At 42.0% G+C, this 20,909-nt stretch carries 21 protein-coding genes; 6 read left to right on the forward strand and 15 right to left on the reverse strand.

All coding sequences use genetic code 11. From position 1 onward, the window contains the following. Positions 1-17: 17 nt before the first annotated feature. Entirely contained in the window at positions 18-551 is a 534-nt protein-coding gene (locus tag ACXAF2_RS20290; protein WP_475141371.1) for an RNA polymerase sigma factor, read from the forward strand. Between the two features lie 100 nt (positions 552-651). Here ACXAF2_RS20290 and ACXAF2_RS20295 read toward each other — a convergent pair whose 3' ends face one another. The 3 genes from ACXAF2_RS20295 to ACXAF2_RS20305 all read right to left on the reverse strand — a co-directional run bounded on the left by ACXAF2_RS20295 (position 652) and on the right by ACXAF2_RS20305 (position 2,995). Beyond that, entirely contained in the window at positions 652-1,374 is a 723-nt protein-coding gene (locus ACXAF2_RS20295; RefSeq protein WP_475141373.1) for an amino acid ABC transporter ATP-binding protein, read from the reverse strand. After that, on the reverse strand, positions 1,371-2,027 hold the full coding sequence (locus ACXAF2_RS20300) for an amino acid ABC transporter permease (RefSeq protein WP_148968133.1): 657 nt from the start codon (positions 2,025-2,027) through the stop codon (positions 1,371-1,373). Before ACXAF2_RS20300 ends, ACXAF2_RS20295 begins: the two co-directional genes overlap by 4 nt. Positions 2,028-2,185: 158 nt before the next feature. Then, the gene (locus ACXAF2_RS20305) at positions 2,186-2,995 is read right to left on the reverse strand and encodes a basic amino acid ABC transporter substrate-binding protein (protein ID WP_475141375.1); all 810 of its coding nucleotides are present in this window, start codon (positions 2,993-2,995) and stop codon (positions 2,186-2,188) included. 896 nt (positions 2,996-3,891) lie between these two features. On the opposite strand from ACXAF2_RS20305, the gene ACXAF2_RS20310 reads away from it, so the two are divergent. After that, positions 3,892-4,755 carry an STAS domain-containing protein gene (locus ACXAF2_RS20310; protein WP_475141377.1) on the forward strand — a complete coding sequence of 288 codons (864 nt, stop codon included), beginning with the start codon at positions 3,892-3,894 and terminating at the stop codon, positions 4,753-4,755. 72 nt (positions 4,756-4,827) lie between these two features. Here ACXAF2_RS20310 and ACXAF2_RS20315 read toward each other — a convergent pair whose 3' ends face one another. Continuing rightward, entirely contained in the window at positions 4,828-7,572 is a 2,745-nt protein-coding gene (locus ACXAF2_RS20315; protein ID WP_475141379.1) for a GTP-binding protein, read from the reverse strand. Between the two features lie 247 nt (positions 7,573-7,819). After that, positions 7,820-9,013 carry an MFS transporter gene (locus ACXAF2_RS20320; protein WP_475141381.1) on the reverse strand — a complete coding sequence of 398 codons (1,194 nt, stop codon included), beginning with the start codon at positions 9,011-9,013 and terminating at the stop codon, positions 7,820-7,822. A gap of 501 nt (positions 9,014-9,514) precedes the next feature. On the opposite strand from ACXAF2_RS20320, the gene pxpB reads away from it, so the two are divergent. Genes pxpB through ACXAF2_RS20335 form a run of 3 tightly spaced genes read left to right on the forward strand, consistent with a single transcriptional unit; the run spans position 9,515 to position 12,458 of the window. Then, positions 9,515-10,234, forward strand: coding sequence for a 5-oxoprolinase subunit PxpB (gene pxpB / locus ACXAF2_RS20325; RefSeq protein WP_475141383.1), 720 nt, complete (start codon positions 9,515-9,517; stop codon positions 10,232-10,234). Further along, positions 10,231-11,232, forward strand: a complete 1,002-nt coding sequence (locus ACXAF2_RS20330; protein WP_475141385.1) for a 5-oxoprolinase subunit C family protein — start codon at positions 10,231-10,233, stop codon at positions 11,230-11,232. Before pxpB ends, ACXAF2_RS20330 begins: the two co-directional genes overlap by 4 nt. Positions 11,233-11,267: 35 nt before the next feature. Continuing rightward, positions 11,268-12,458: an NRAMP family divalent metal transporter gene (locus ACXAF2_RS20335; RefSeq protein ID WP_475141387.1), complete on the forward strand. Its 1,191-nt coding sequence runs from the start codon at positions 11,268-11,270 to the stop codon at positions 12,456-12,458. Positions 12,459-12,587: 129 nt separating this feature from the next. Here the strand turns inward: ACXAF2_RS20335 and ACXAF2_RS20340 are convergent, their stop codons facing one another. The 6 genes from ACXAF2_RS20340 to ACXAF2_RS20365 form a co-directional block, all read right to left on the reverse strand. Then, positions 12,588-12,782 (reverse strand): YwbE family protein, encoded by a 195-nt coding sequence (locus tag ACXAF2_RS20340; RefSeq protein ID WP_044339059.1) that lies wholly within the window; start codon positions 12,780-12,782, stop codon positions 12,588-12,590. A gap of 36 nt (positions 12,783-12,818) precedes the next feature. Further along, the gene (locus tag ACXAF2_RS20345; protein ID WP_475141389.1) at positions 12,819-13,049 is read right to left on the reverse strand and encodes a helix-turn-helix domain-containing protein; all 231 of its coding nucleotides are present in this window, start codon (positions 13,047-13,049) and stop codon (positions 12,819-12,821) included. A 16-nt stretch (positions 13,050-13,065) separates the two neighbouring features. Next, complete coding sequence (gene rlmD, locus ACXAF2_RS20350) at positions 13,066-14,442, reverse strand: 23S rRNA (uracil(1939)-C(5))-methyltransferase RlmD (protein ID WP_475141391.1); 1,377 nt, start codon at positions 14,440-14,442, stop codon at positions 13,066-13,068. 130 nt (positions 14,443-14,572) lie between these two features. Then, positions 14,573-14,956, reverse strand: coding sequence for a globin family protein (locus ACXAF2_RS20355; RefSeq protein WP_475141393.1), 384 nt, complete (start codon positions 14,954-14,956; stop codon positions 14,573-14,575). Beyond that, positions 14,956-15,261, reverse strand: a complete 306-nt coding sequence (locus ACXAF2_RS20360) for an antibiotic biosynthesis monooxygenase family protein (RefSeq protein WP_475141395.1) — start codon at positions 15,259-15,261, stop codon at positions 14,956-14,958. Before ACXAF2_RS20360 ends, ACXAF2_RS20355 begins: the two co-directional genes overlap by 1 nt. Positions 15,262-15,919: 658 nt before the next feature. Continuing rightward, on the reverse strand, positions 15,920-16,834 hold the full coding sequence (locus tag ACXAF2_RS20365; protein ID WP_148967225.1) for a diacylglycerol kinase: 915 nt from the start codon (positions 16,832-16,834) through the stop codon (positions 15,920-15,922). 276 nt (positions 16,835-17,110) lie between these two features. Between ACXAF2_RS20365 and ACXAF2_RS20370 the strand changes: the two genes are divergently transcribed. Next, positions 17,111-17,566 (forward strand): DUF2269 family protein, encoded by a 456-nt coding sequence (locus ACXAF2_RS20370; RefSeq protein WP_475141397.1) that lies wholly within the window; start codon positions 17,111-17,113, stop codon positions 17,564-17,566. Between the two features lie 49 nt (positions 17,567-17,615). On the opposite strand, the gene ACXAF2_RS20375 is transcribed toward ACXAF2_RS20370, so the two are convergent. The 4 genes from ACXAF2_RS20375 to ACXAF2_RS20390 form a co-directional block, all read right to left on the reverse strand. Then, the gene (locus ACXAF2_RS20375) at positions 17,616-18,413 is read right to left on the reverse strand and encodes an arylamine N-acetyltransferase (protein WP_475141399.1); all 798 of its coding nucleotides are present in this window, start codon (positions 18,411-18,413) and stop codon (positions 17,616-17,618) included. Between the two features lie 14 nt (positions 18,414-18,427). Then, on the reverse strand, positions 18,428-19,204 hold the full coding sequence (locus ACXAF2_RS20380; RefSeq protein WP_475141401.1) for a class I SAM-dependent methyltransferase: 777 nt from the start codon (positions 19,202-19,204) through the stop codon (positions 18,428-18,430). Between the two features lie 356 nt (positions 19,205-19,560). Beyond that, a complete protein-coding gene (locus ACXAF2_RS20385; protein ID WP_148967222.1) occupies positions 19,561-19,941 on the reverse strand; it encodes a helix-turn-helix domain-containing protein in 381 nt (126 codons plus the stop codon). Positions 19,942-20,123: 182 nt separating this feature from the next. Beyond that, a complete protein-coding gene (locus tag ACXAF2_RS20390; protein WP_475141403.1) occupies positions 20,124-20,690 on the reverse strand; it encodes a thioredoxin family protein in 567 nt (188 codons plus the stop codon). Positions 20,691-20,909 lie beyond the last annotated feature (219 nt).

Here is a 20,909-nt window from a genome sequence, read left to right on the forward strand (position 1 = left end):
AGTCGAGGTGAAGCCATATGGACGCATTACAAATGCAATCATCTCCTCTCACATTAGAGGAGATGTATGAACAATTTCATAAACTGATCTATCATATCGCTTATACGATTACAAAGGACGCTCATCTATCACAGGATATCGTTCAAGAAACCTTTCTCAAGGCCTACAAGAAGATGGATACTTTACTCGATGTGGCGAAAACGAAGTCATGGCTCACTTCAATTGCAAGATGTACAGCAATCGATTTTATCCGAAAAGAATCGAAACGTAATGAAGTCTGCATGGAAGATGATGAACAGGTTCATTCCATACAGGGTGATAACCCTCTGGAAATGGAAATTGAGGCTCAGTTTCTTAAGAGCTGCATCCAGGAAAATATTAAGAGGCTTCCACTTTCTCAGCAGGAAGTCATGTCATTGAAAGTGACACTGGATCTTAGTGATGGGGAGATTGCTTTAAAGCTGAATCTCTCTCCTTCCACCGTCAAAACCCGTTTTCACCGGGCAAGAAAGCAGCTGTACTCGATCGTTTATGCAAAACAGACCGCATAGGAAAAGGAGCCTTGTTTAAGAGGCTCCTTTAGTTGTTCATGTAATAGAAATAAACAAGATCAGTTGCGGATTGAAAGACTATATAACTTACAATGACCTATTATAGTACCTTACTTAAAAACGCCTGGGTTCGTTCATGTTTTGGATGACCAAAGAGCTCAGACGGTCTGTTTTCTTCCACGATATATCCGCCGTCCATAAAGATGACCCGGTCCCCTACTTCTCTGGCAAATCCCATTTCATGTGTCACGACCACCATGGTCATACCTTCCTTCGCCAGTTGTTTCATTACTTCCAGCACCTCTCCCACCATTTCGGGATCCAGGGCTGAAGTCGGCTCATCGAAGAGCATGATTTCAGGCTCCATGGCAAGTGCCCTTGCAATGGCGACCCGCTGCTTCTGCCCGCCTGATAAGGAGTCAGGGTACACATACGCTTTTTCTGCAAGCCCCACCTTATCAAGCAACTCCAATGCCTTCTTCTCTGCCTTATCCTTTTGCCACTTTCTTACCTTCATCGGTGATAGCATAATGTTCTGGATCACGGTTTTATGAGGGAAAAGGTTAAATTGCTGAAACACCATTCCCACATCCGTTCTTACTTTATTGATATCTGTTTGTTTGGCCGTTATATCCCGGTCTTTAATATAGACATGACCATCGGTAATCGATTCTAAAAGGTTCAAGCAACGCAAAAACGTTGATTTCCCTGAACCCGATGGCCCTATTACTACCACTACTTCTTGCGGTTCGATATTGACGTTAATATCTTTCAATACTTCTAATTCTCCAAAGGACTTTTTAAGATTCACTGCTTTAATCATTCGGTTGCCATCCTCCGCTCAATATAGTTTAGTAGATACGTAAGAGATAGAGTAAGGATTAAATAGATGATAGCGACTGCCAGGTACGGTTCCCATACACGATAATATTGCCCCTGCATGGCCCGACCCCAGTACATTAACTCCGGAGCGGCAATGACCGCTGCCAGGGAAGAGTCTTTCAATAACACGATAAATTCATTTCCAAGTGGTGGAATCATCCGCTTGAATGCTTGAGGGATGATGATGTACCTCATAGCCTGGATATTGGTCATCCCCAAAGATCTGGCCGCTTCCATCTGACCCCGGTCAATGGATTGAATGCCCCCACGGAAGATTTCGGCGATATACGCAGTGGCATTCAACGATAGAGCCACTAATGCGGACACAGCCGGATTTATCTCCGACATAATCATTGGCATCACACCAAAGTGAATGAGTAGGATTTGTACGAATAATGGCGTACCTCTAAAAAAGTTTATGTACCAAATGAAAGGTGTTCGAACGAGAAGATAAGGGGAAATTCTGAATATCCCCATCAGCAGTCCGAAGATTAAGCCTAAAAAGATGGCTCCCACCGATAAACCGATTGTTAATAGTGCTCCCTTTAGAAAAAAAGGTAGGTATTCCCCAATAATGTCCCATCTGAAATCCAGCATATCATGACTCCTTTTGTCCCGGTAACGGCATGAAGGCCGCTCCCTTCTCTATAGTAGTAATCAGACTCATATAAAAGGGGCAGGTGAAGAATGAACCATCCTCTTTAAATTCTACAAAGAAGATCATCCAAACTTTCACTACGCCCCTTGTTTCCTTATTCTGCTTGCTCTAATAAAGCGTCAGTGTTCGGTTCTGTACCAAACCATTCTTTGTAAATCTCAGCATAAGTACCATTTTCAATCACTTCTTTAACCGCTTTATCGAAATCAGCTTTCAGCTCACTGTCTTTAGGGAACATTAAGCCATAAAATTCAGATTCGAAGTTTTCAGGATCTTCAACTGTATTGAAATTGTCATCCGGATTATTTTTCACATATTCATTTACAACCGTATTATCCGTTACAACGGCATCGACCTGACCTTGCTTCAATGCTGTAATGGCAACGACATTATTCTCGTATTTAGAAATATCAGGGCTGTTCTGCCCAACTATTTTCTCTGCTGCCGCCTGACCGGTCGTTCCATTTTGAACCCCGATCTTCAGCCCTTTCAGGTCCTCTGCACTTTTGATATCCACACCTTCACCAAACATGATCATGTGAGTGGATTCGAAGTAAGGATTGGAAAAATCAAACGTTTCTTTACGGTCATCATTGATGGTGATCCCGGAAATCCCCATATCGACTTCCTTTCCGCCTTGAACTGCTGCAAATAACGGATCCCATCCAATGTTCTTTACTTCGTACTCATAGCCGGCTTCTTTCATGACAGCCTCTAAAAAGTCGATATCAAACCCGACGATTTCACCTTTATCCATATATTCAAATGGAGCAAAGGCTGCATCGGTTCCCACTACAAGCTTTTCTTTTTTATCTCCACTTGCTTCTTCACTTCCACAGGCAGTCATGATTGCTGCCATTCCAATCATTAATACTAGAAATAATCCTCTTACATTCTTCTTCATCATTGGCCCCCTAAAATAGTTTGTATTTTCTAATAATTATAATTATACAACTTTTTTACTAGAAAACCAATAACTATTAGAAAATTACTAGTTTTCAGACTAATTACTATTTTAGTGATACGGATTTTTGTTTTTGGCTCTTTTCACAAAGATTGTTGTTTTCTAGCATAGAATCTGCAAGGCTCTGTTCAACCAGGTTTATGCTGGATGGTGAGGGGAACTGCTCCGCTTTCCGCGGACGTTCGGCCGAGCCTCCTCAGCTTAGCCGAACGGGGTCTCGGCACGCCCGTACTTCCGCAGGAGTCTGCGCAGTTCCCCTCACCATCTTTATCAGAATTTTCTTGACAGAGCTACAAGGTGTGCAAGAAATCAATGTAACTAGAAAAAAATAATCCTTCTTCCTTAATAGGAAAATCAATCTCTATTTACCTTAAATAAGATTGTTTTCCATTAAGGATACATGCTCAGAAAGTTGATTCTCGCTGCAGGATGCTCGACTCATGCGGGAATAGCTGGACAGTTCGAAAAGCGCAGGCGGCTTGATCAGCCCCGACAAGTATAAGATGAATGGGCCGAGAAGGCGCTCTTTGCCTTCTTGGACCATTTAGCTTATGACCTCGAGGGGCTAGCCGTCGGAGCTGGACAGGTGAGACCCCGGAGGCGCAGCCGAGGAGGCTCACCGCCAGCCCCGCGGAAAGCGAGCATCCTGGAGCGGAAATCAACTATTACTTTCTCCTCTACAATAGCAACAAACTTTACGAAAAGAGCCTTGTTTTTAAACATGCATAAAAAGATGTATATGTATCTTTGTTTTATCTCAATTAATACCTTAACATTGACAGTCTCATCCATAGGTTTCAAAATAAGAATATAAGCCAAGTTTAAAGGGAGAGTTTATGGATACACATTCGTCTGATTTATATGAATACTTAGTTGATCATGCCTTAGATTTCACTGAAGACTGGTTGAAGTTCCAGAATATTAAATCCGGATCACACTATTCGCCTGATTCTCCTCCAGAGGTACTCAACAAAATAAAAGAACAAAACTCTAATTATGTGAAGATCATCGCCAAGTGTCTGTTACTTTCTCAAGAAGAGTCAAAGGAATTGATCTATAACTGGACCCGGGAAACCGCTGCTCATCGCAGTAAATCCAATACGACGTTGGATGAGGTTGTTCGTAACTCAGGTGTGTTCAGGAGAGTGTATTGGACGTATGTCGAAAAGTTTGTGGAAGATTCGAACGTAAACATCCAGTTGAAAGAAGTATTTGAGTGGGAACGAAAGATCAATTTCGCATTGGATTATGTGTTAGAAACGTTCACTTCCACGTTCTTGAGCATATTAATGAATCGACTCCAGGCACAGTCTACCCTGATTAAGGAATTAAGTACACCGGTCATATCTTTAACTTCAGAGGTAGGACTTTTGCCTATCATTGGAGATATTGATACGACACGTGCCCGTACGATATTAGAATCAACCCTGCAACAAAGTGCCGATGCTCATTTATCCATGTTGATCATCGACTTATCAGGTGTGGTATTGGTTGATACCATGGTCGCTCAGCAAATCTTCCACCTCATCGATGCCTTAAATCTACTTGGAGTGAAGAGCGTCATCACCGGCATTCGTCCAGAAGTAGCTCAGACAGCCATCCATTTAGGATTGGATTTCTCCAATATCCATACTGAAAATTCCCTCGAGAGAATCATTGCCGATGTAATTCAGGAAAATAGCGAATTTTTGAAGGTGTAGGAAGCTGGAGACAAAATAAAAAGACTGATTCTAGAGGGGCAGCCCCCCCTCATTCAGAATCAGTCTTTTTTATTAAGAATAATGATGAGAAGCTTTATAACTCGCTTTCACCATATACTCCTGTTGAAGCAGTTTCACTTCGAATAAAGTGATCGGGTCAAAATATCGCTCCGGATTTGCTTTCATTTTCTTTAACAATTCTTTGTCGCCTGCAATATCTGTTTCTGTATCTTTAATCGTGACGTCCAATTGTTTAAATGGCTCTGCGAAGAAGGAGTGAACATCCTGCTGCAGTGATTTTTCGAACAAATCAAACTGAAGGAAAAATTTATTGACGACAGATGCCGTGATATCCTGATAATCTTCGTTCTCCAGGTAGCGCTTGTATTGATTGTAGAGTAACGACTTATTCTGAGGCAATACACCTAACAGCTTTCCAGCACTCTTTAATAGGAACTGAGCAGGTTTAAAGCGCAATAGAATATTCTCTTTATCAATCTGGGCTCTCGTTCCCATTCGGTTTACATCCCGGCGCCAATCGTCCATTACTTGGAAATCACATTGTAAAACGACTTTATCCTTGCCGAATAACCCGTTGAAGGTTTCACTCATCTCATTTAAATAGTTCTGACTGTCTTGAAGCTCCTGCTTTGAAAAGCCAAGCCACTCCTCAAGGGATTTGACATAACGGGGCATGAGATCATCTTGGATATACCCTTGAATTCGGGTATTCATCGCCTCATTTAACTCCATATGGATCTGTTTGAAATCACTTTCTTCACTGATCAGATCAGAACAGCCACTAAGGATACCGGGGATTTTCTCAGAGATTTCCTTCTTCATCGCTTCTTTCTTCTTATGGAAAGAATCCTTAATGACTGATACCTTATCGCTTTGCATGTCACTTAAGTAGTTTTCAAAGCCGTTCAAACGTGTCAGGATATCTTCATTCTTCTCGATCGTCTCTTTCAGTTCATTTTCACGATTCTTACGTTTTGAGTAAAGATCTCTTAATGTTTTTCTGACCAGATAAAATAATTTGGCTCCACGTTCCGCTTTGAGCACGTTTTCATTCACCATATACTGTTTCTTTAGGAAGGACTGAACATCCTGCCGCTGCAGGTGAACGGCTTCCAGGGATGAATACGGTAGCACCTCTGCGTCCGGGAACCATTCCCGGGCTTTGTTTCGTGCTGATTCAATGATCTCTTCTGTACGGTCAGAGTGAGATACTTTGTCCATCTTATTTAATAAGAAATGTACGTTCACAGGCTGTCCAATTTCCGTTAACTTTCTTAAGGTTTGTCTGTCCTCTGCATTAAACGGGGAATCGGCATTCAAAACATATAATAGTCCATCAGCTACAGGATAAAAGGCTGTCAGATCATCCAGATGCCTTTGGCCGGTTTGAACGTCAATGATGGCACTTCTATTTTTCTTAAGAAACTCAGATGGGAGTTTATATTCTACGAATGCTTCTCTTTGCATCAGCTCTTCAAAATCAGCGATGCTCTCTACTTTGTGAACTCCATGTTCGTGAATCTCCTTCACTTCTACCTGCTGATCATGGTAGCTATAAATGATGGTGGAGCCCTCAGCCTCACCGACGCTCTCACCTAAAACGGATTGAACGAAGGAAGACTTTCCGCTTGAGCCACTCCCTGCGATTAATAAGTGGTGTTCACTTAGATCCATTAACTGCTCCGCAATCCATTTCGTTTTATACCCTACAGCAGCATCATTTCGTTCTGACCAATCAATGATTTTATTTAAGAACAGGATAATGTCTTCAAAGCGGGCTTGATAGGAGTCTCCTTCCAGCAGGATCATTTCCGCCTCATCCGTCACCATCTGTTCAATGCTGTACGAAAAGACATCGTTCCAAGCTAAAACGGCAGCAGCCGGGAAAAGTGGTTGATGATCCCTGCTCACTTTGAGCCAATTGCTCAGCATGCTTGGCATAAAGCCTTCCAGGTCTTTCACTAAGTAGTTGCCTTCCAGGAATCCTACGTATGCTTCCTGGAATTGGGATAGGATGTCCCCCCATGATTCGTTCGGGAGTATTTCCACATATTCAAAGATTGTATTGACCGTCAGCATCCATTCAATATGGGCAACCGGATTGCTTCTGTAACTTGTCCATAGAGAAGACACGAGATCCTTGAATTGTTTACGATCCTTTTCATAAACCGCAATCAATAAATCGTAGAAATAGGTAGGCGCAAAGGATGTTGTGTAACCTTGATCACCATATCCCCTCAGAATCATGAACCAAGCAGGATCCTGGGTCCGGATCGATTCTTGAACTGCCAGTTCCACCGCTTTATTCCAGTCCTCTTGTTCTTCATAAAAAGTCCGGGCGAGGTCAGTTACATTGGGATAATCCGGATTGATTGTCAAGGCTTTGTCGATGGTACGATAAGCTGACTGGATCTTGTTTCGTTCGATATACAGAGAGAATAGCTGCAGGGATACTTCCAGCGTTAATATCGTGCTTTCCGTTTGGATAGCTGTATAGACATCCTCAGCTGACGATAACAACCCAAGCTCATAGTAAGAATCCGCGATATTCTTCTTTGCCCAAGGTTCTAATTCGTTCTGGATGCTTTCCCATTTGAAAATAGCCGCTTCATAGTCCTTGCTATGAAAGTAGACCTCACCCTGAGCAAAGCGTATGAACGTTAAATCATACGGTTCATTTTGCTGCTCTTCTACAAAAGCTTGACCAAGCACTTCAATTGGATGACGGTTCGTGTCATAGTCTACTAAAAAAGTTCCATAGAATGACTTTTCCATTAGTAATTTTTCTTCTGTCATAATGTCCTCCGTTATATGTGGATCCCCCTGTTCAAGGAACCTCACAGACTAGTCTATTTCTATCATTCTAACAGAATTTCCTTGGGATAAAATTTCATTTCCTTTTCAATTTCCGATTGATACTTTCTGCCATGATTCATAGGAATCACTTCCATTACAGAAGAAAGGACTATCCGTTACTAAAGGCGGCATGTGCCTTCAAAAACAGATAGTCCTTTTTACTTACCACCATTTTTCAGCCATCAAACTAGGCGGATGTCTGGTGAACAAACTTTTTTTGTTTGCGTCCTTCCAGTATCGCTACAACTAAAGCAATGAGCAGGAATAAGCTTGAGATCTGGAATAAAACACCCGTCTCAACATATTGTGCAAGCACTCCGAATACTAAGCCGCTTAAGCCGATTCCAAGATCAATGGAAGAGAAGAACATCCCATTGGCTACTCCCCTTCTATTGTCAGGAGTTAATGACAAAGTCCAGGATTGGAGTGTCGGAATAAGAGATCCAAATCCAACACCAAACAAAATACCTGATACGATGATGAGGAAATCAGAATGAGCATAGGATAATACCCACATACCGATAAAGGTAATCACGATACAAAAGAGAACAAGCCCCTTAGGTCCGCGTTCATCAAACCATTTTCCGGCAATCGGTCGTGATAGGGACGCCATGATCGCATTACATAAATAGAATAAGAAGATATGCTGGATTCCACGTTCTTCCCCAAAGATGACGATAAAGGTAACGATCGACCCGTAACCAAAGGTCACCATGATCGTAATGAACGCTGGAAACCAGCTGGATTTTTCAACTAATGAACCCAGATAGGAAAACTTCAAGTCTTCCTTTTTCGTTTCTTTGACAACTTTAGGTGTACGGTAATGAACGACTCCTAACAAGATAACCGCGATAACACCAAGTGCACTGGAAGTAATAATCAGGTTTGTGAAGGTCGTTACCTGGAATAAATATATCCCGAGACTTGGAGCTATAATCATTCCAATCGTAATCGACAATCCGTAATATCCCATTCCTTCACCTAAACGTGATTTCGGCACCACATCCACGGCTGCCGTCCCATTCACCGTTGTAGACCATCCCCACGCCAATCCGTGTACAAACCTGAATAAAAGAAAGATGAATACCACACTGGACAATGGATAAATCACCGTGATCAATAATAACGAGATCCCACCTATTAAAACAAGAGGTTTCCTGTCCCTGTATTCAAGCATAAACCCAATGAACGGCCTGCTTAACACTGCACCTATCGAAAATAACGTCGTCACTAATCCAATTTCCAAACCTGAAGCCCCGATCGACTTTATATAAGGCGGAAGCGTCGGTATAAGCATTTGAAACGACATAAACACAAACAAGTTTCCTACCATCAACATAATAAAAGACCTCGTCCATAAAGGATCCTTTACCTTCTCCATAAGAAAACCCCCTTTCACCATCTATCAATAATCCTCCCAATACATTCAGGAGGATAATATTTCGGATTACTAAATAATAGCACATAAAACAAAATTGCGATACGATTTAGAACCCGTGAAAACATGCTAGTTTTTTACAAATATTGCAAAATGACATTCGAGTAATTATTATGATTGATTCCAATAAATAGAGGGAAAGTAATACTACCTGTTTTTTTGGCTCATTCCTTCTCTACCCGGCCTTTCAGCGGAAGCTGAAAGGCGAGTGAAACGAACGTTTCACTCGAATGAGCCAAAAAAACGAATGCAACATAATAAGACCCACACACATCATAATTCTTGGAAGAACCATCTAATTCCCAACCTTTTATTGAAAAGACAAAGAATTATACTATAATAACAACATGGCTCAAATTTCTGAATAATCTTATTTGCACGCCTACTCATACATAATTATTTTATATTTTTTATAATCATACAATTGCGAATGGAGGTAGTTCTTTGAATTATACGTTACGACCATTGGGCGATCATGCCGTCGTTATACAATTAGGAAATTCAATTCAGCAAGAAACACACGAAAAGGTTAAAGCCGTCACCACCTTTTTTGAAACCCGGACAATCGACTGGCTTGTTGAATACATACCGGCATTTACAACCGTCACACTTTATTACGATCCAATCAAAATCATAGAATCTCACAAACCTTTTCAGAATACATTACCCTACACAATTGTCTGTTCAGAAATTGAACACATGCTTTCCAAACTTACATTAGGTGAACAATCAGATTCCAGAATCGTCGACATTCCCGTCTGCTACGGTGGAGAATTCGGACCAGACCTTGAAGAAGTCGCGAACCACAATCAGATGTCTACTGATGAAGTCATCGCGAAACATTCCAATGGTGACTACCTCGTATACATGATTGGATTCGCCCCGGGATTCCCTTATATCGGAGGCATGTCCCCGGATATCGCGACACCAAGAAGAGAATCACCCCGCCTCAAGATCCCGGCTGGCTCAGTTGGAATTGCCGGAGAACAAACAGGCGTTTATCCGATTGAAACACCTGGAGGGTGGCAGCTGATTGGACGTACCCCCTTAAAATTATTCAAACCAAATAACGACGACTCACCAAGCTTACTTAAAGCAGGAGATCGAATTCGTTTCACTCCGATTTCATTTGAAGAATATAAAGCATTGGAGGAGGAACAATGATAAATGTAATGAAACAGGGCCTCCTTTCAACGATTCAGGACCTTGGAAGGTATGGCTATCAAAAATATGGCGTCATCGTGAGTGGAAGTATGGATCCTCTTGCCCATAAAATCTCTAACCTGCTGGTAGGGAATGATGAAAACGATGCCACTCTTGAAATGACACTTATGGGTCCAATGCTTGAGTTCCAGGAAACCAGCCTTATATCGATCTGCGGAGGAGACTTATCTCCAACCATAGACGGGAAGCCGGTTCCTTTAAGGAGATCACTATTGATCAAAGCTGGAAGCATTCTTAAATTCGGGGCATGCAAGAGCGGCTGCCGCAGTTACCTTGCGATTGCAGGTGGATTTAATGTAGCAACGGTGATGAACAGCAAGTCAACTTACGTAAGAGCGGGGATCGGAGGATTGAATGGTCGTTCTTTAAAAGAAGGTGACAACTTGAAAGCTGGGACGCTTTCGAAGGAATCTGAAAATATGATCGACTATTTACTTCCCTATTTAGAGAACAATGATTTCACGGAAATTGATTGGTCGATTTCTTCTGAATTCATCTCGGCTTATCAACAGAAGAAAACGATTCGAGTGATGACCGGAACCGAGTACGATTTATTTTCAGCAGAAAGCCGGGAACACTTTTTCAATGAACCCTTTAAAGTGTCTGCTCAATCAGATCGAATGGGCTACCGTTTGGAAGGTCCGTCCCTCCATCTCGAGAAGGATTTTGATATGATTTCAGAAGCGGTTGCCTTTGGGACGATTCAGGTTCCTTCAAATGGGAAGCCTATTGTTCTGTTAGCGGATCGGCAAACGACGGGAGGCTATCCAAGAATCGGTCAGATTGCGTCAGTGGATCTTCCTTTGATTGCTCAGGCAAAGCCTGGAGAAGAGTTGACCTTTACGATGATTTCTCATGAAAAAGCCCAGGAACTCTACATAGATCGCGAAAGGCAATTAAGGCATTTAAATCAGGGGATCGCCTTGAAATTCAACTAAGCAGCCATTCACACGACAGCAAAGGAGCGAATTTCTTGAAGAAAAAATCAAATTTCAGCGTATTGTTAGGGGCTGCGTTCTTAATGGCTACATCTGCCATTGGACCAGGCTTCCTTACTCAAACAACCGTATTTACTCAAACCCTGGCGGCAAGCTTTGGTTTCGTCATCCTTGTTTCAATCCTCATTGATATTGGTGCCCAGCTTAATATATGGCGCATCATCGCCATTTCTGAAAAAAGGGCTCAGGATATTGCCAACGATGTCTTACCGGGATTAGGCTACTTCCTTGCCATCCTAATTGTGCTGGGCGGTTTGGCCTTTAACATTGGAAATATTGCCGGGGCTGGTTTAGGTACGAATGTCCTGTTTGGTATTTCACCGGAAATGGGCGCATTATTCAGTGGAATTGTCGCAGTAGGTATCTTCCTGGTGAAAGAAGCCGGTAGATTAATGGACAAGTTCGCCCAGATCCTCGGGTTACTCATGATTATCCTTACAGTGTACGTGATGTTTACAGCAAACCCTCCTGTAGGAGAAGCTGTTACGAAAACATTTGCACCAGACACCATTGATTTTCTAGCCATCATTACGCTCGTAGGTGGAACCGTTGGTGGATATATCACATTCGCCGGTGGTCACCGGTTACTAGAAGCCGGAATAACAGGGAAACAGGCACTTCCTGAGATCACGAAAAGCTCAGTATCCGCCATCGGTATCGCATCCATCATGCGTATCTTCCTTTTCCTTGCCGCTTTAGGAATTGTGTCACAAGGTCTGCAATTGGACCCTTCCAACCCGCCAGCCTCTGTATTCCAACTGGCTGCCGGTGATATAGGGTACAAGATGTTCGGGATCGTCATGTGGTCAGCTGCTGTATCATCCGTCGTTGGTGCTGCCTATACATCGGTTTCCTTTATTCGAACATTCAGCCTACTATTGGAGAAATATCATAAGTGGCTAATTGTGGGGTTCATTACCGTTTCAACACTAGTATTCGTCATTGTAGGTAAGCCTGTTGCAATTTTAATCCTTGTGGGGGCACTTAATGGATTGATTTTGCCAATAGCACTAGGAGTTATGCTTATCGCCGCTCATCAAACCAAAATCGTCGGTGATTACAAGCACCCGATTTGGATGACCATTTTCGGTGCGTTGATTGTCGTGGCCATGTCTTACATGGGTGTATACTCATTAATTAAAGGCATTCCACAATTGTTTAGTTAAGTGTAAAAGAAGGGCCTCGATCCGTTTTGGGTCGAGGTCTTTTTGTTAACTCAAATTGCGGATGCGCCATTAGTACCTCCACACCAAACTAAATAAAAAAAGAGACCACTTATGGCCTCTCTCCCAACACTACTGAATAATATTCTTCACTCGCCCAACTTGTCCATCTTCTAACCGGACTTTGATGCCGTGGGGATGATTCGGTGAATTGGTTAGAATATCTTTAACAATCCCACGTGTAAGCTTGTTAGTTCTTTGGTCTTTTTTCAGGACGATGTCCACTTCAAGACCCTGTTTGATATTGGATCGTTGTTGTCCGCTCATTGTATTTCCCCGTTTCATTAGGTGTTTTCCGGAAGGCTAGTCTTCATCCTTCACATCGATATCTTCCGGAATCGGTTCACTTAAGTATTCAGCAAGCTGACGCTTCATTTTTTCCATTTGCTCCAGGTGCTGATTGAATTGGTCCCGGTATATTAAATATTGATCTCCGTCGTGGACCGCCCGTATTTTATTTTGCTGAATGAGGCTTTCAATATACGATTCCGGCAGAGACAGATATTCGGCTGTTTCTTTAATTGTGAGATACATCGGCTTTCTTCCTCGCTTATTCTACTAACTCAATCTTCGCAACGGCTTCACAGTGCATCGTTTGCGGAAACATATCAACAGGCTGGACCTCGGTTGTCTTGTACCCGCCATCCTCTAAAATTCTAAGATCACGGGCAAGTGTCGCAGGGTTACAGGATACATAAACCACGCGCTTTGGCTTCATGGCGAGGATCGTATTCAGGAGCGCTTCATCGCAGCCCTTTCGTGGAGGATCCACTACCAGGACGTCGGCCCTGATTCCATCTTTATACCATGTGGGAATGACGACTTCTGCAGGTCCTGCTTCAAACTCTACATTGGTCATGTCATTCAACGCTGCATTCTTCTTCGCATCTTCAATCGCCTGTGGGACGATTTCAACTCCATACACCTTCTTTGCCTTTTGGGCAAGGAATAAGGATATCGTACCAATCCCGCAATACGCATCAATGACCGTTTCTTCTCCTTGAATATCGGCATACTCCAAAGCTTTTTCATAAAGCACCTTCGTCTGCTCAGGATTAACCTGATAGAAGGATCTTGCCGAGATCGCAAACTTCACGTCCCCGATATAGTCATGGATCACTTCTTCCCCCCACAGGACGCGTGTAGAATCGCCCATGATCACATTCGTTTTTTTAGGATTTACGTTATGAACAATCGATTTTAATCCTTCAATATTCTCGACAAGCGCTTCGATGATTGCATTCTTATGAGGAAGCTCCGGCGTACGAGTGACCAATACGACCATCACTTCTCCCGTCGTATACGCCGTCCGGGTCATAATATGACGGAGGGTCCCCTTATGATTCTTCTCATCATAGGGACGGACCTCCAGTTTCTCGCATATATCCTTCACATGCTGAATCACTTCATCATTTTTTTCATACTGGATGATACATTTGTCCATATCGATGATTTCATGGCTTCGTTTTTGATAGAAGCCGGCTACAAAGCGTCCGTCCTTTTCCCCTACAGGCACTTGGGCTTTGTTTCGATAACGCCACGGCTCTTCCATCCCCAGTACCGGATGTACGTGAATGTCTCCAAGCTTTCCGATGCGCTGCATCACATCACGGATATTTTTTTCTTTCGCTTGAAGCTGTCCTTCATAGGTCATGTGCTGAATCTGGCAGCCGCCACATTCTTTGTAGATTGGACATGGAGGCTCCTGGCGAAACGGGCTTTCCTTGGTGCGCTCTGTCAGCCGCCCAAATCCATAGCCTTTACTCGTTTTCACGACTTTAACCTTGCCTTCCTCACCTGGTAGGGCATTAGGAACGAAAAGTGGGTATCCGTCCACCTTCGTCACTCCATTTCCGTCATGGGTCAGATTTTCAAATACTGCTTCATCTATATAATCATTTTTTTGAACTGGCGCTTTTTTACTCACGTATATCTTCCTTTACGAATTCCTTTTTAAGACTCTACTGATTGTACCATAAATGGAGGTGGAGAATGAAATGGATGAAGGTCCGTCCCTCTCTATGTAAAAAAGCAACGAACGCGGAGGTTCGATGCTTTTATCGTTTAGGTTGATTTGATGACATGTTTTCGCGATCTGCCGCTTGAATGGACTCTACTGCTTCGTTCAGATAACGCTTGAATTCTTCTCCTTTTTCAACATCGAACTTTTTAAGAGATTCGTTGATACAATTGAAGTTATCAATGAGATGATCAGATTTCATGCCTCTACTCACCAGCACGCTGTTGAGCCAAAGGGCATAGTCAGAAAAAATCTTTGAGTCACCAACATCAGATGCCGATTCCAGATAGTTGAAATGGTGAATATTATCTTCATAGCATTTCTTTCGTCCGACTTCACCGTACTTTTCATCTAATTCAGGATAGCGTTCGTATAGCTTTGCCACCGCTTCTGCTATGACACTCTTATACTTATTTTCCATTAGTACGCCACCACCTTAAATCGATGAATGGAAGGAATGATCGAAGCAAGCTCCTGATCAGGGTACTTCTTCTCCAATTCGTGAATCCGTTTATAGTCTTCACTTTGCACCCACATCATAAAATGTTCCTTCGTATCCCATTCCATATGAACCGTGATTTCTCCCGGCTTTTTCTCATTTTGTAAGATTAGGAATCGTTGAAACCCTTCCGCCTTGTCGACTATTCCTGAGCGGGAATGGTAGATTGAAATCACTTCATCAGCCTTCTCATCAGGAACTACAAATGTTGAATGTACGATATACATTGAATTCATCCTTCCAGTGGCACTGTTTGTCCGACATGCTTTTTATCCACTGTAACATAGTCATGGAGTGGTGGGGAATACAAAATTTAACAGGGGGCTACTTCCCTGCATTATTTTCTAAACGACCCTTTCCCCAACCCATTTATATGAATATTGTACATATTATAGATGGGTTGTTAAAACTTACCTCGTTTCAGACGATGAACAAAGGGTACAATGGTATGTGCAACAAATCTAGAAAGAGAAGGTAGATAAATATGAACCCGGACTTCTTAGTAAACCTTATCCTCGTAGGAAATGTTTTTCTTGGAGTGCTATTCGCTCTCAAGTCTAGAAGATGGTGGCTACCCTACATCTTTATTGCAGTCACTTTTTTAACCTTGACCTTTGGTTTTGGGATTTCTCTCTTACTAAATAAAGAATCCATCCTTGCTTATTTATTTGTGTTTGTGGTGGGACAACTCATCTGGGTCTTTACATTTGTGATTGTGGCCCACATTCTGTCTTGGATTGTGAGAAAAGTTCCTTTCCGTCATAAACAACAGATCGGATGGGGGTTTCTCGTTGGGTTCCCAGTGACTTTTAGTGTGTTTTTGTTAGTTAACTAGAGAATCAACTATACAAAAAAGGAATGCCACCACGGCATTCCTTTTTATCATTATTCAGCTTTATCTTCCGGGCGGATCTTATCAAGAGGAACAAATACCTGTAAATGGCGGTAAAGGTTTTCGAATTCTGCAGGAAGGACTCCTCCCAGCTCACCATCTACATTCAGCTGTACCTTTTCTTTTGCTTTGATTTTGATTCGATTGGCCTGTGTGTATATGACGTTGGGATCATTTACATGCTCACCACGAACGGCCAATGTCGCAATGCGGATAAACTCGGCTAAATTTGTTTTCTTTAAAATTAAAAGCGAGAATAAGCCATCATTGATTGAGGCATCCGGAGCCAGCCTTTCAAATCCTCCAACTGAGTTGGTTAAACCGATCAGGAATAGCATTGCTTCCCCTTCAAACAGCTTCCCATCATACTCGATGGAAACGTCCGTCGGCTTGATGGATGGAAGCATTTCAATTCCCTTTAAATAGTAGGCAAGCTGCCCCATCATCGTCTTTAGCTTGCTTGGCACTTCATAAGTTAATTCGGTTATTCTTCCTCCACCGGCGATGTTAATGAAGTAGCGTTCATTCATGCGTCCGATATCGACAGGAATGGATTCACCTTTTGTGATGACATCAATGGCTGATCCAATATCCTTTGGAATGTGAAGCGCCCGTGCGAAGTCATTCGTTGTCCCCATTGGAACGATTCCAAGCTTAGGTCGGTAATCCTGTTCGGCTAATCCGTTGACTACCTCATTTAACGTACCATCTCCACCAGCAGCGACAACGATATCGTATTTACGTTCTACAGCAATCCGTGCCGCTTCTGTGGCATCTCCTTCGCAAATAGTTGCGTGAACGGAGGTTTCATATCCCGCTTGTTCTAATCTGATTAATACTTCTGCAAGGTGCTTTTTGAATAGCTCTCGACCAGAAGTAGGATTATAAATAATTCTTGCTCGTTTCATACCCCATCATCCTAATCTGTATTAATTCCAAAGACTCGTCCTTTTATATTCCATCTTTTAACATCATATACTTATTATTTTTATTCATGCAATTTTTATTCCGCAGGTTATTTATTATAAAGCGTCTACCGGTCAATATCATAACTCTTTTCGCTGGAAAAATCTAATGAAAAATGAAAATGGTCAAGCACACCCCTCGATTGTTGTTATAAAAAATACATAAATCGGCACTCTCCTTCGTAATCTTTATAGATTACTCATCATGGAGGTGCTCAGATGGAATGGTTGATTCTTTTACATGTACTGTCTGCCATTGTTGGGGTTGGGCCTACTTTCTTTGCTCATGTTTTGACCAGGCCTGACAAAAGCATTGAACAATTAAAGGTGACGGTGGAATTGAATAAGCGATTGGAATATTTCCCTAAAATCGGCGGAAGCATTGCCGTTTTATCAGGATTCATCCTATTTTATAATGGGGATTATGGAAGTTTTGCGCAGGTGTGGATTCTGGGGTCTGTTATTCTTTATATTCTCATTCAAATCATCGTCATTGTTTTTATCACACCTCTCTCCAAAAAAATCAGCGAATGGATATCTTTGCCGGAGAATGAACACCTTACAGGAGCGCCACCCGAAGAAATCCAACGTCATTTAGTGAAAGTTGACCGTTACTTTTATATGGCATCCACTCTCGGGATTCTACTATTCATTTTTATGATTATGAAACCTTAAGTATATACAAAAAAACCATCCAGAATATCAACACGATATTCCAGACGGCCTATGGGAACAGTTTGATATTCCGTTGTTGTAAAAACTGGATGGACTCCTGCAGGGATGTCGCATCAAAGTGGTAGACTTCCCCGACGATATCTTTCCATTTATCAAAATCTTTCATTTGATATTCACGGATGTTTCGGTAGGTCATCACTTTCAAGGTCTGATTGCGAAGGAAGTAGCATTGATTGCCCTGGAAGCGGACTGCCGTGATTCTTCTCATTGTAATGTTGTCATCAGAATCCAAGTAAGATGCTTCAATATCTGACTCTAATTCTCCTTCTTCTAACGGGATCCACTCAATGGTTTTTTTTACAAAGGATTTGCCGTTTGAACGTCGATCCACTTCGAATTCACGAATGTCTTTCTGGGTAAAAATGATTTCTTCCCCGAAACCGTGAAGAAGATGCTTCTGCCTCGCTTCAAGCTCAACAGGCTTCATGATCGGGGATCCATACCCAACATCCACATAAAGCTTACGATTATCAATGGTAATCATTAAACCAAGGTGACCCGGTTGCACTCTGACAAACTGACAATGGAAGCCTAACTTTTTCAGCAGTCTTCCAAAGTTGATGTTTAATGTAAAACAGGTGCCTCCCCACCCTTTAGAGTGGAGATTCTCTGCGAAAGTATGCAAGGAAGGCACAAAGGAATCACCTTGAGAAAAGTAATAGAATTTACTAAAGGTCTCATATGGGATCCTGATCAAGTGCTGCTGGATAAGTCGTTGCAAATAGTTTAATGTAGGCCGCTCAATATCCATATTTAAATAGTTTACATATTTTTTTACTGCTTCCAATCCGATCACTCTTTCTACTTTTTCATCAGGCAGACTGTAAACTGGTGCTGAAGAGTAAACTCATGAAGAGCATCGTAACGCCCGGAAAGGAACGTATGTAATGATTGCAGTAGTCCCTCTTTCTCACTATCTTCTAAATGAGTGAGGCATAAAGAACCTACTCGCTCACACCAGGACTGTAACGTAAAGTCGACTGCGTAATAAAATGTGTAAAAATCTTTCAAGTTAAAGTCAGCTTCCTGCCATTCTAACAGCCATTCAACAGGAATTCCATTCAATTGATTGACTGATTCAGCTTTTGATCCCGGTGGGGTCATATCTATATATTCATTTAAAAACGTCATCGTATCCTTTGCCACTTCATGATCCGGAACGAAACTTGAATCACTCACAATGAACGTCCCTTTTCCCTTCAATATCCGCTTCATTTCGCTGATCGCCTTTGGACGGTCGAATAAATGCCAGCTTCTGTGAATCATTGTGATATCATAGTACTGATCTGGCAGATTCGTAGATTCAGCTGTACCTGTAAGATATGGGATGTCCAAATATTGCTTACTCTCTAATGCCTTGGCAGCTTTCCTAAGCTCAATGGACGGCTCGACCCCGATCACTTCTGCCCCACGCTTGTGCAGCTTTCGCGTCAAAGCACCGGTACCCGAACCAATTTCAGCTACTTTTCTTCCTTCCCACACAATTCCCCTAACCTTTAACGTATCAAAAAATTGATGCGGAATATCATCACAAGACTCAGCATAACGAGAGGTCACATGACCAAAATTAACTTCCATTTACTCTCTTCCCCTATCATAATTGAATTTCCCACAAACGAGCATTACGATTTCATGTCAACTCCATCACAAAACCCTGCCAACAACACCATACCTACTACATTCTGTACCCTGTGCCAAAACTCCTGCCATTGACACTGCCAGGGACGGACCTTGACGATCTTTATAGCGTTATAAGTAAAAATCTTGTAGATAAACTCTTACTTTAAGGAATTATCCTGTTTTGCCTGGTTGTAAACCTTGAGTTTATATTATATTTATATCATTTGATAGGGGAATTTTGATATGAAATAGAGGTCCGTCCCTAACCTAAAAAAAACGGTCATCTGGAATGACCGTTTGAGGTGGAATGGTGTTTAATTGTTTGCTCCAGCTGCGATTCGCTTTACGTTTGTTTCAGCGGTTTTTGTCAGGTCTGGAGTAAATCCATTTTTCATTCGTTGATTTTCTTCATTGAAGTAGTCTTGAACTTCTTGATCAAATTCTATTTCAATGAGATCACGAATGTCTGTAATTCTAAGGGCGATCATAATGGAAACAAGATGAGCCACCGTTAAGGATTTCTTCTTGAAATTCACTAGCTCATTGATCGTAGCCACTCTTAGCCCGGTTAAGCGATGAAGATCGCCTTGTGTCAATCCTCGTTCACGCAGGATTTCTCCCAGTTTAATGTGAATTTTATGGGGAAATTTATTTAGCGCTTCTATAACAATTGTATTTGTCTTTTGGTGAATCATGATGCTTCAACTCCTCATCCTATACCATATTAACGCGAATTCCGCCATTCGTGAACCGGCAAAAAATCCCATGCCCCCGGGTACTTTTTACCATCCAATTTTGAGTGAGTATGAAGTCACCATGCCCCAAAGAAAAGAAGACTCCAGTAATCGACCGGATGTCTTCTACTATTCGTTTCGTTTTACATCAGCACATTCTGGACAAGACTCGTTTTTAAGCTTTCATACACTTCCTGCCATATTTCTTTATCTGTCGTATATTGAGAGGTTAAGCGGTGTATCATTTCCTTCTGCTTTTCCGGAAAAAGCTCATGATCCTTCGGCGGCATCTTCGCCCGTTCGTCATCCACGATCTTCTTTACCATTGGAGCTCTTGGCCCCCATACCAGCTTTTCATTCCCATCACGATCGATAAAAATGAAAATGGGGATCGCTCTCGATATGCCATTCGTTAAGTATTGATCCATCAGTTCAAGGTTTTTGTCCCGTAAAATCATGCGAACGTCCATGTCAGCGGATTTTGCGACTTTTAACAGAATGGGTATATTCAGCATTGCGTCTCCACACCAATCCTCCGTGATGGCAATCACCCGTAAAGAATGGTCTCCAAGTTTATTCAATACCTCTATGTCATCCTGTGGAATCGTAAAATTTCTCTTGATTGCTTCTGTATTTTCTTTATGTACACTCATATATTCCAAGTAATCTTCAGGTGTCATTCCTTTAGTGAACCATTGTTCCAAGTTCATGTTTCTTCCTCCTCCAGCGCCACACATTCCAGTGAAGCACAAACAACTTTTCTCTTAAATTCTCTTTATAGCATATTCATGTTTGTCGTATTCCACAAGGAAAATATACTTTTCATTCTATTGAAATTTTCAATTGTACGATTATGCCTGTAGGAATATAATATAAGAAAAGCACCGTAACGGGCAGATTTACAGGTTCTTATGAACTTCCTTTTCTTT

This window comes from Rossellomorea sp. ABR4_004 (genome assembly GCF_056159585.1).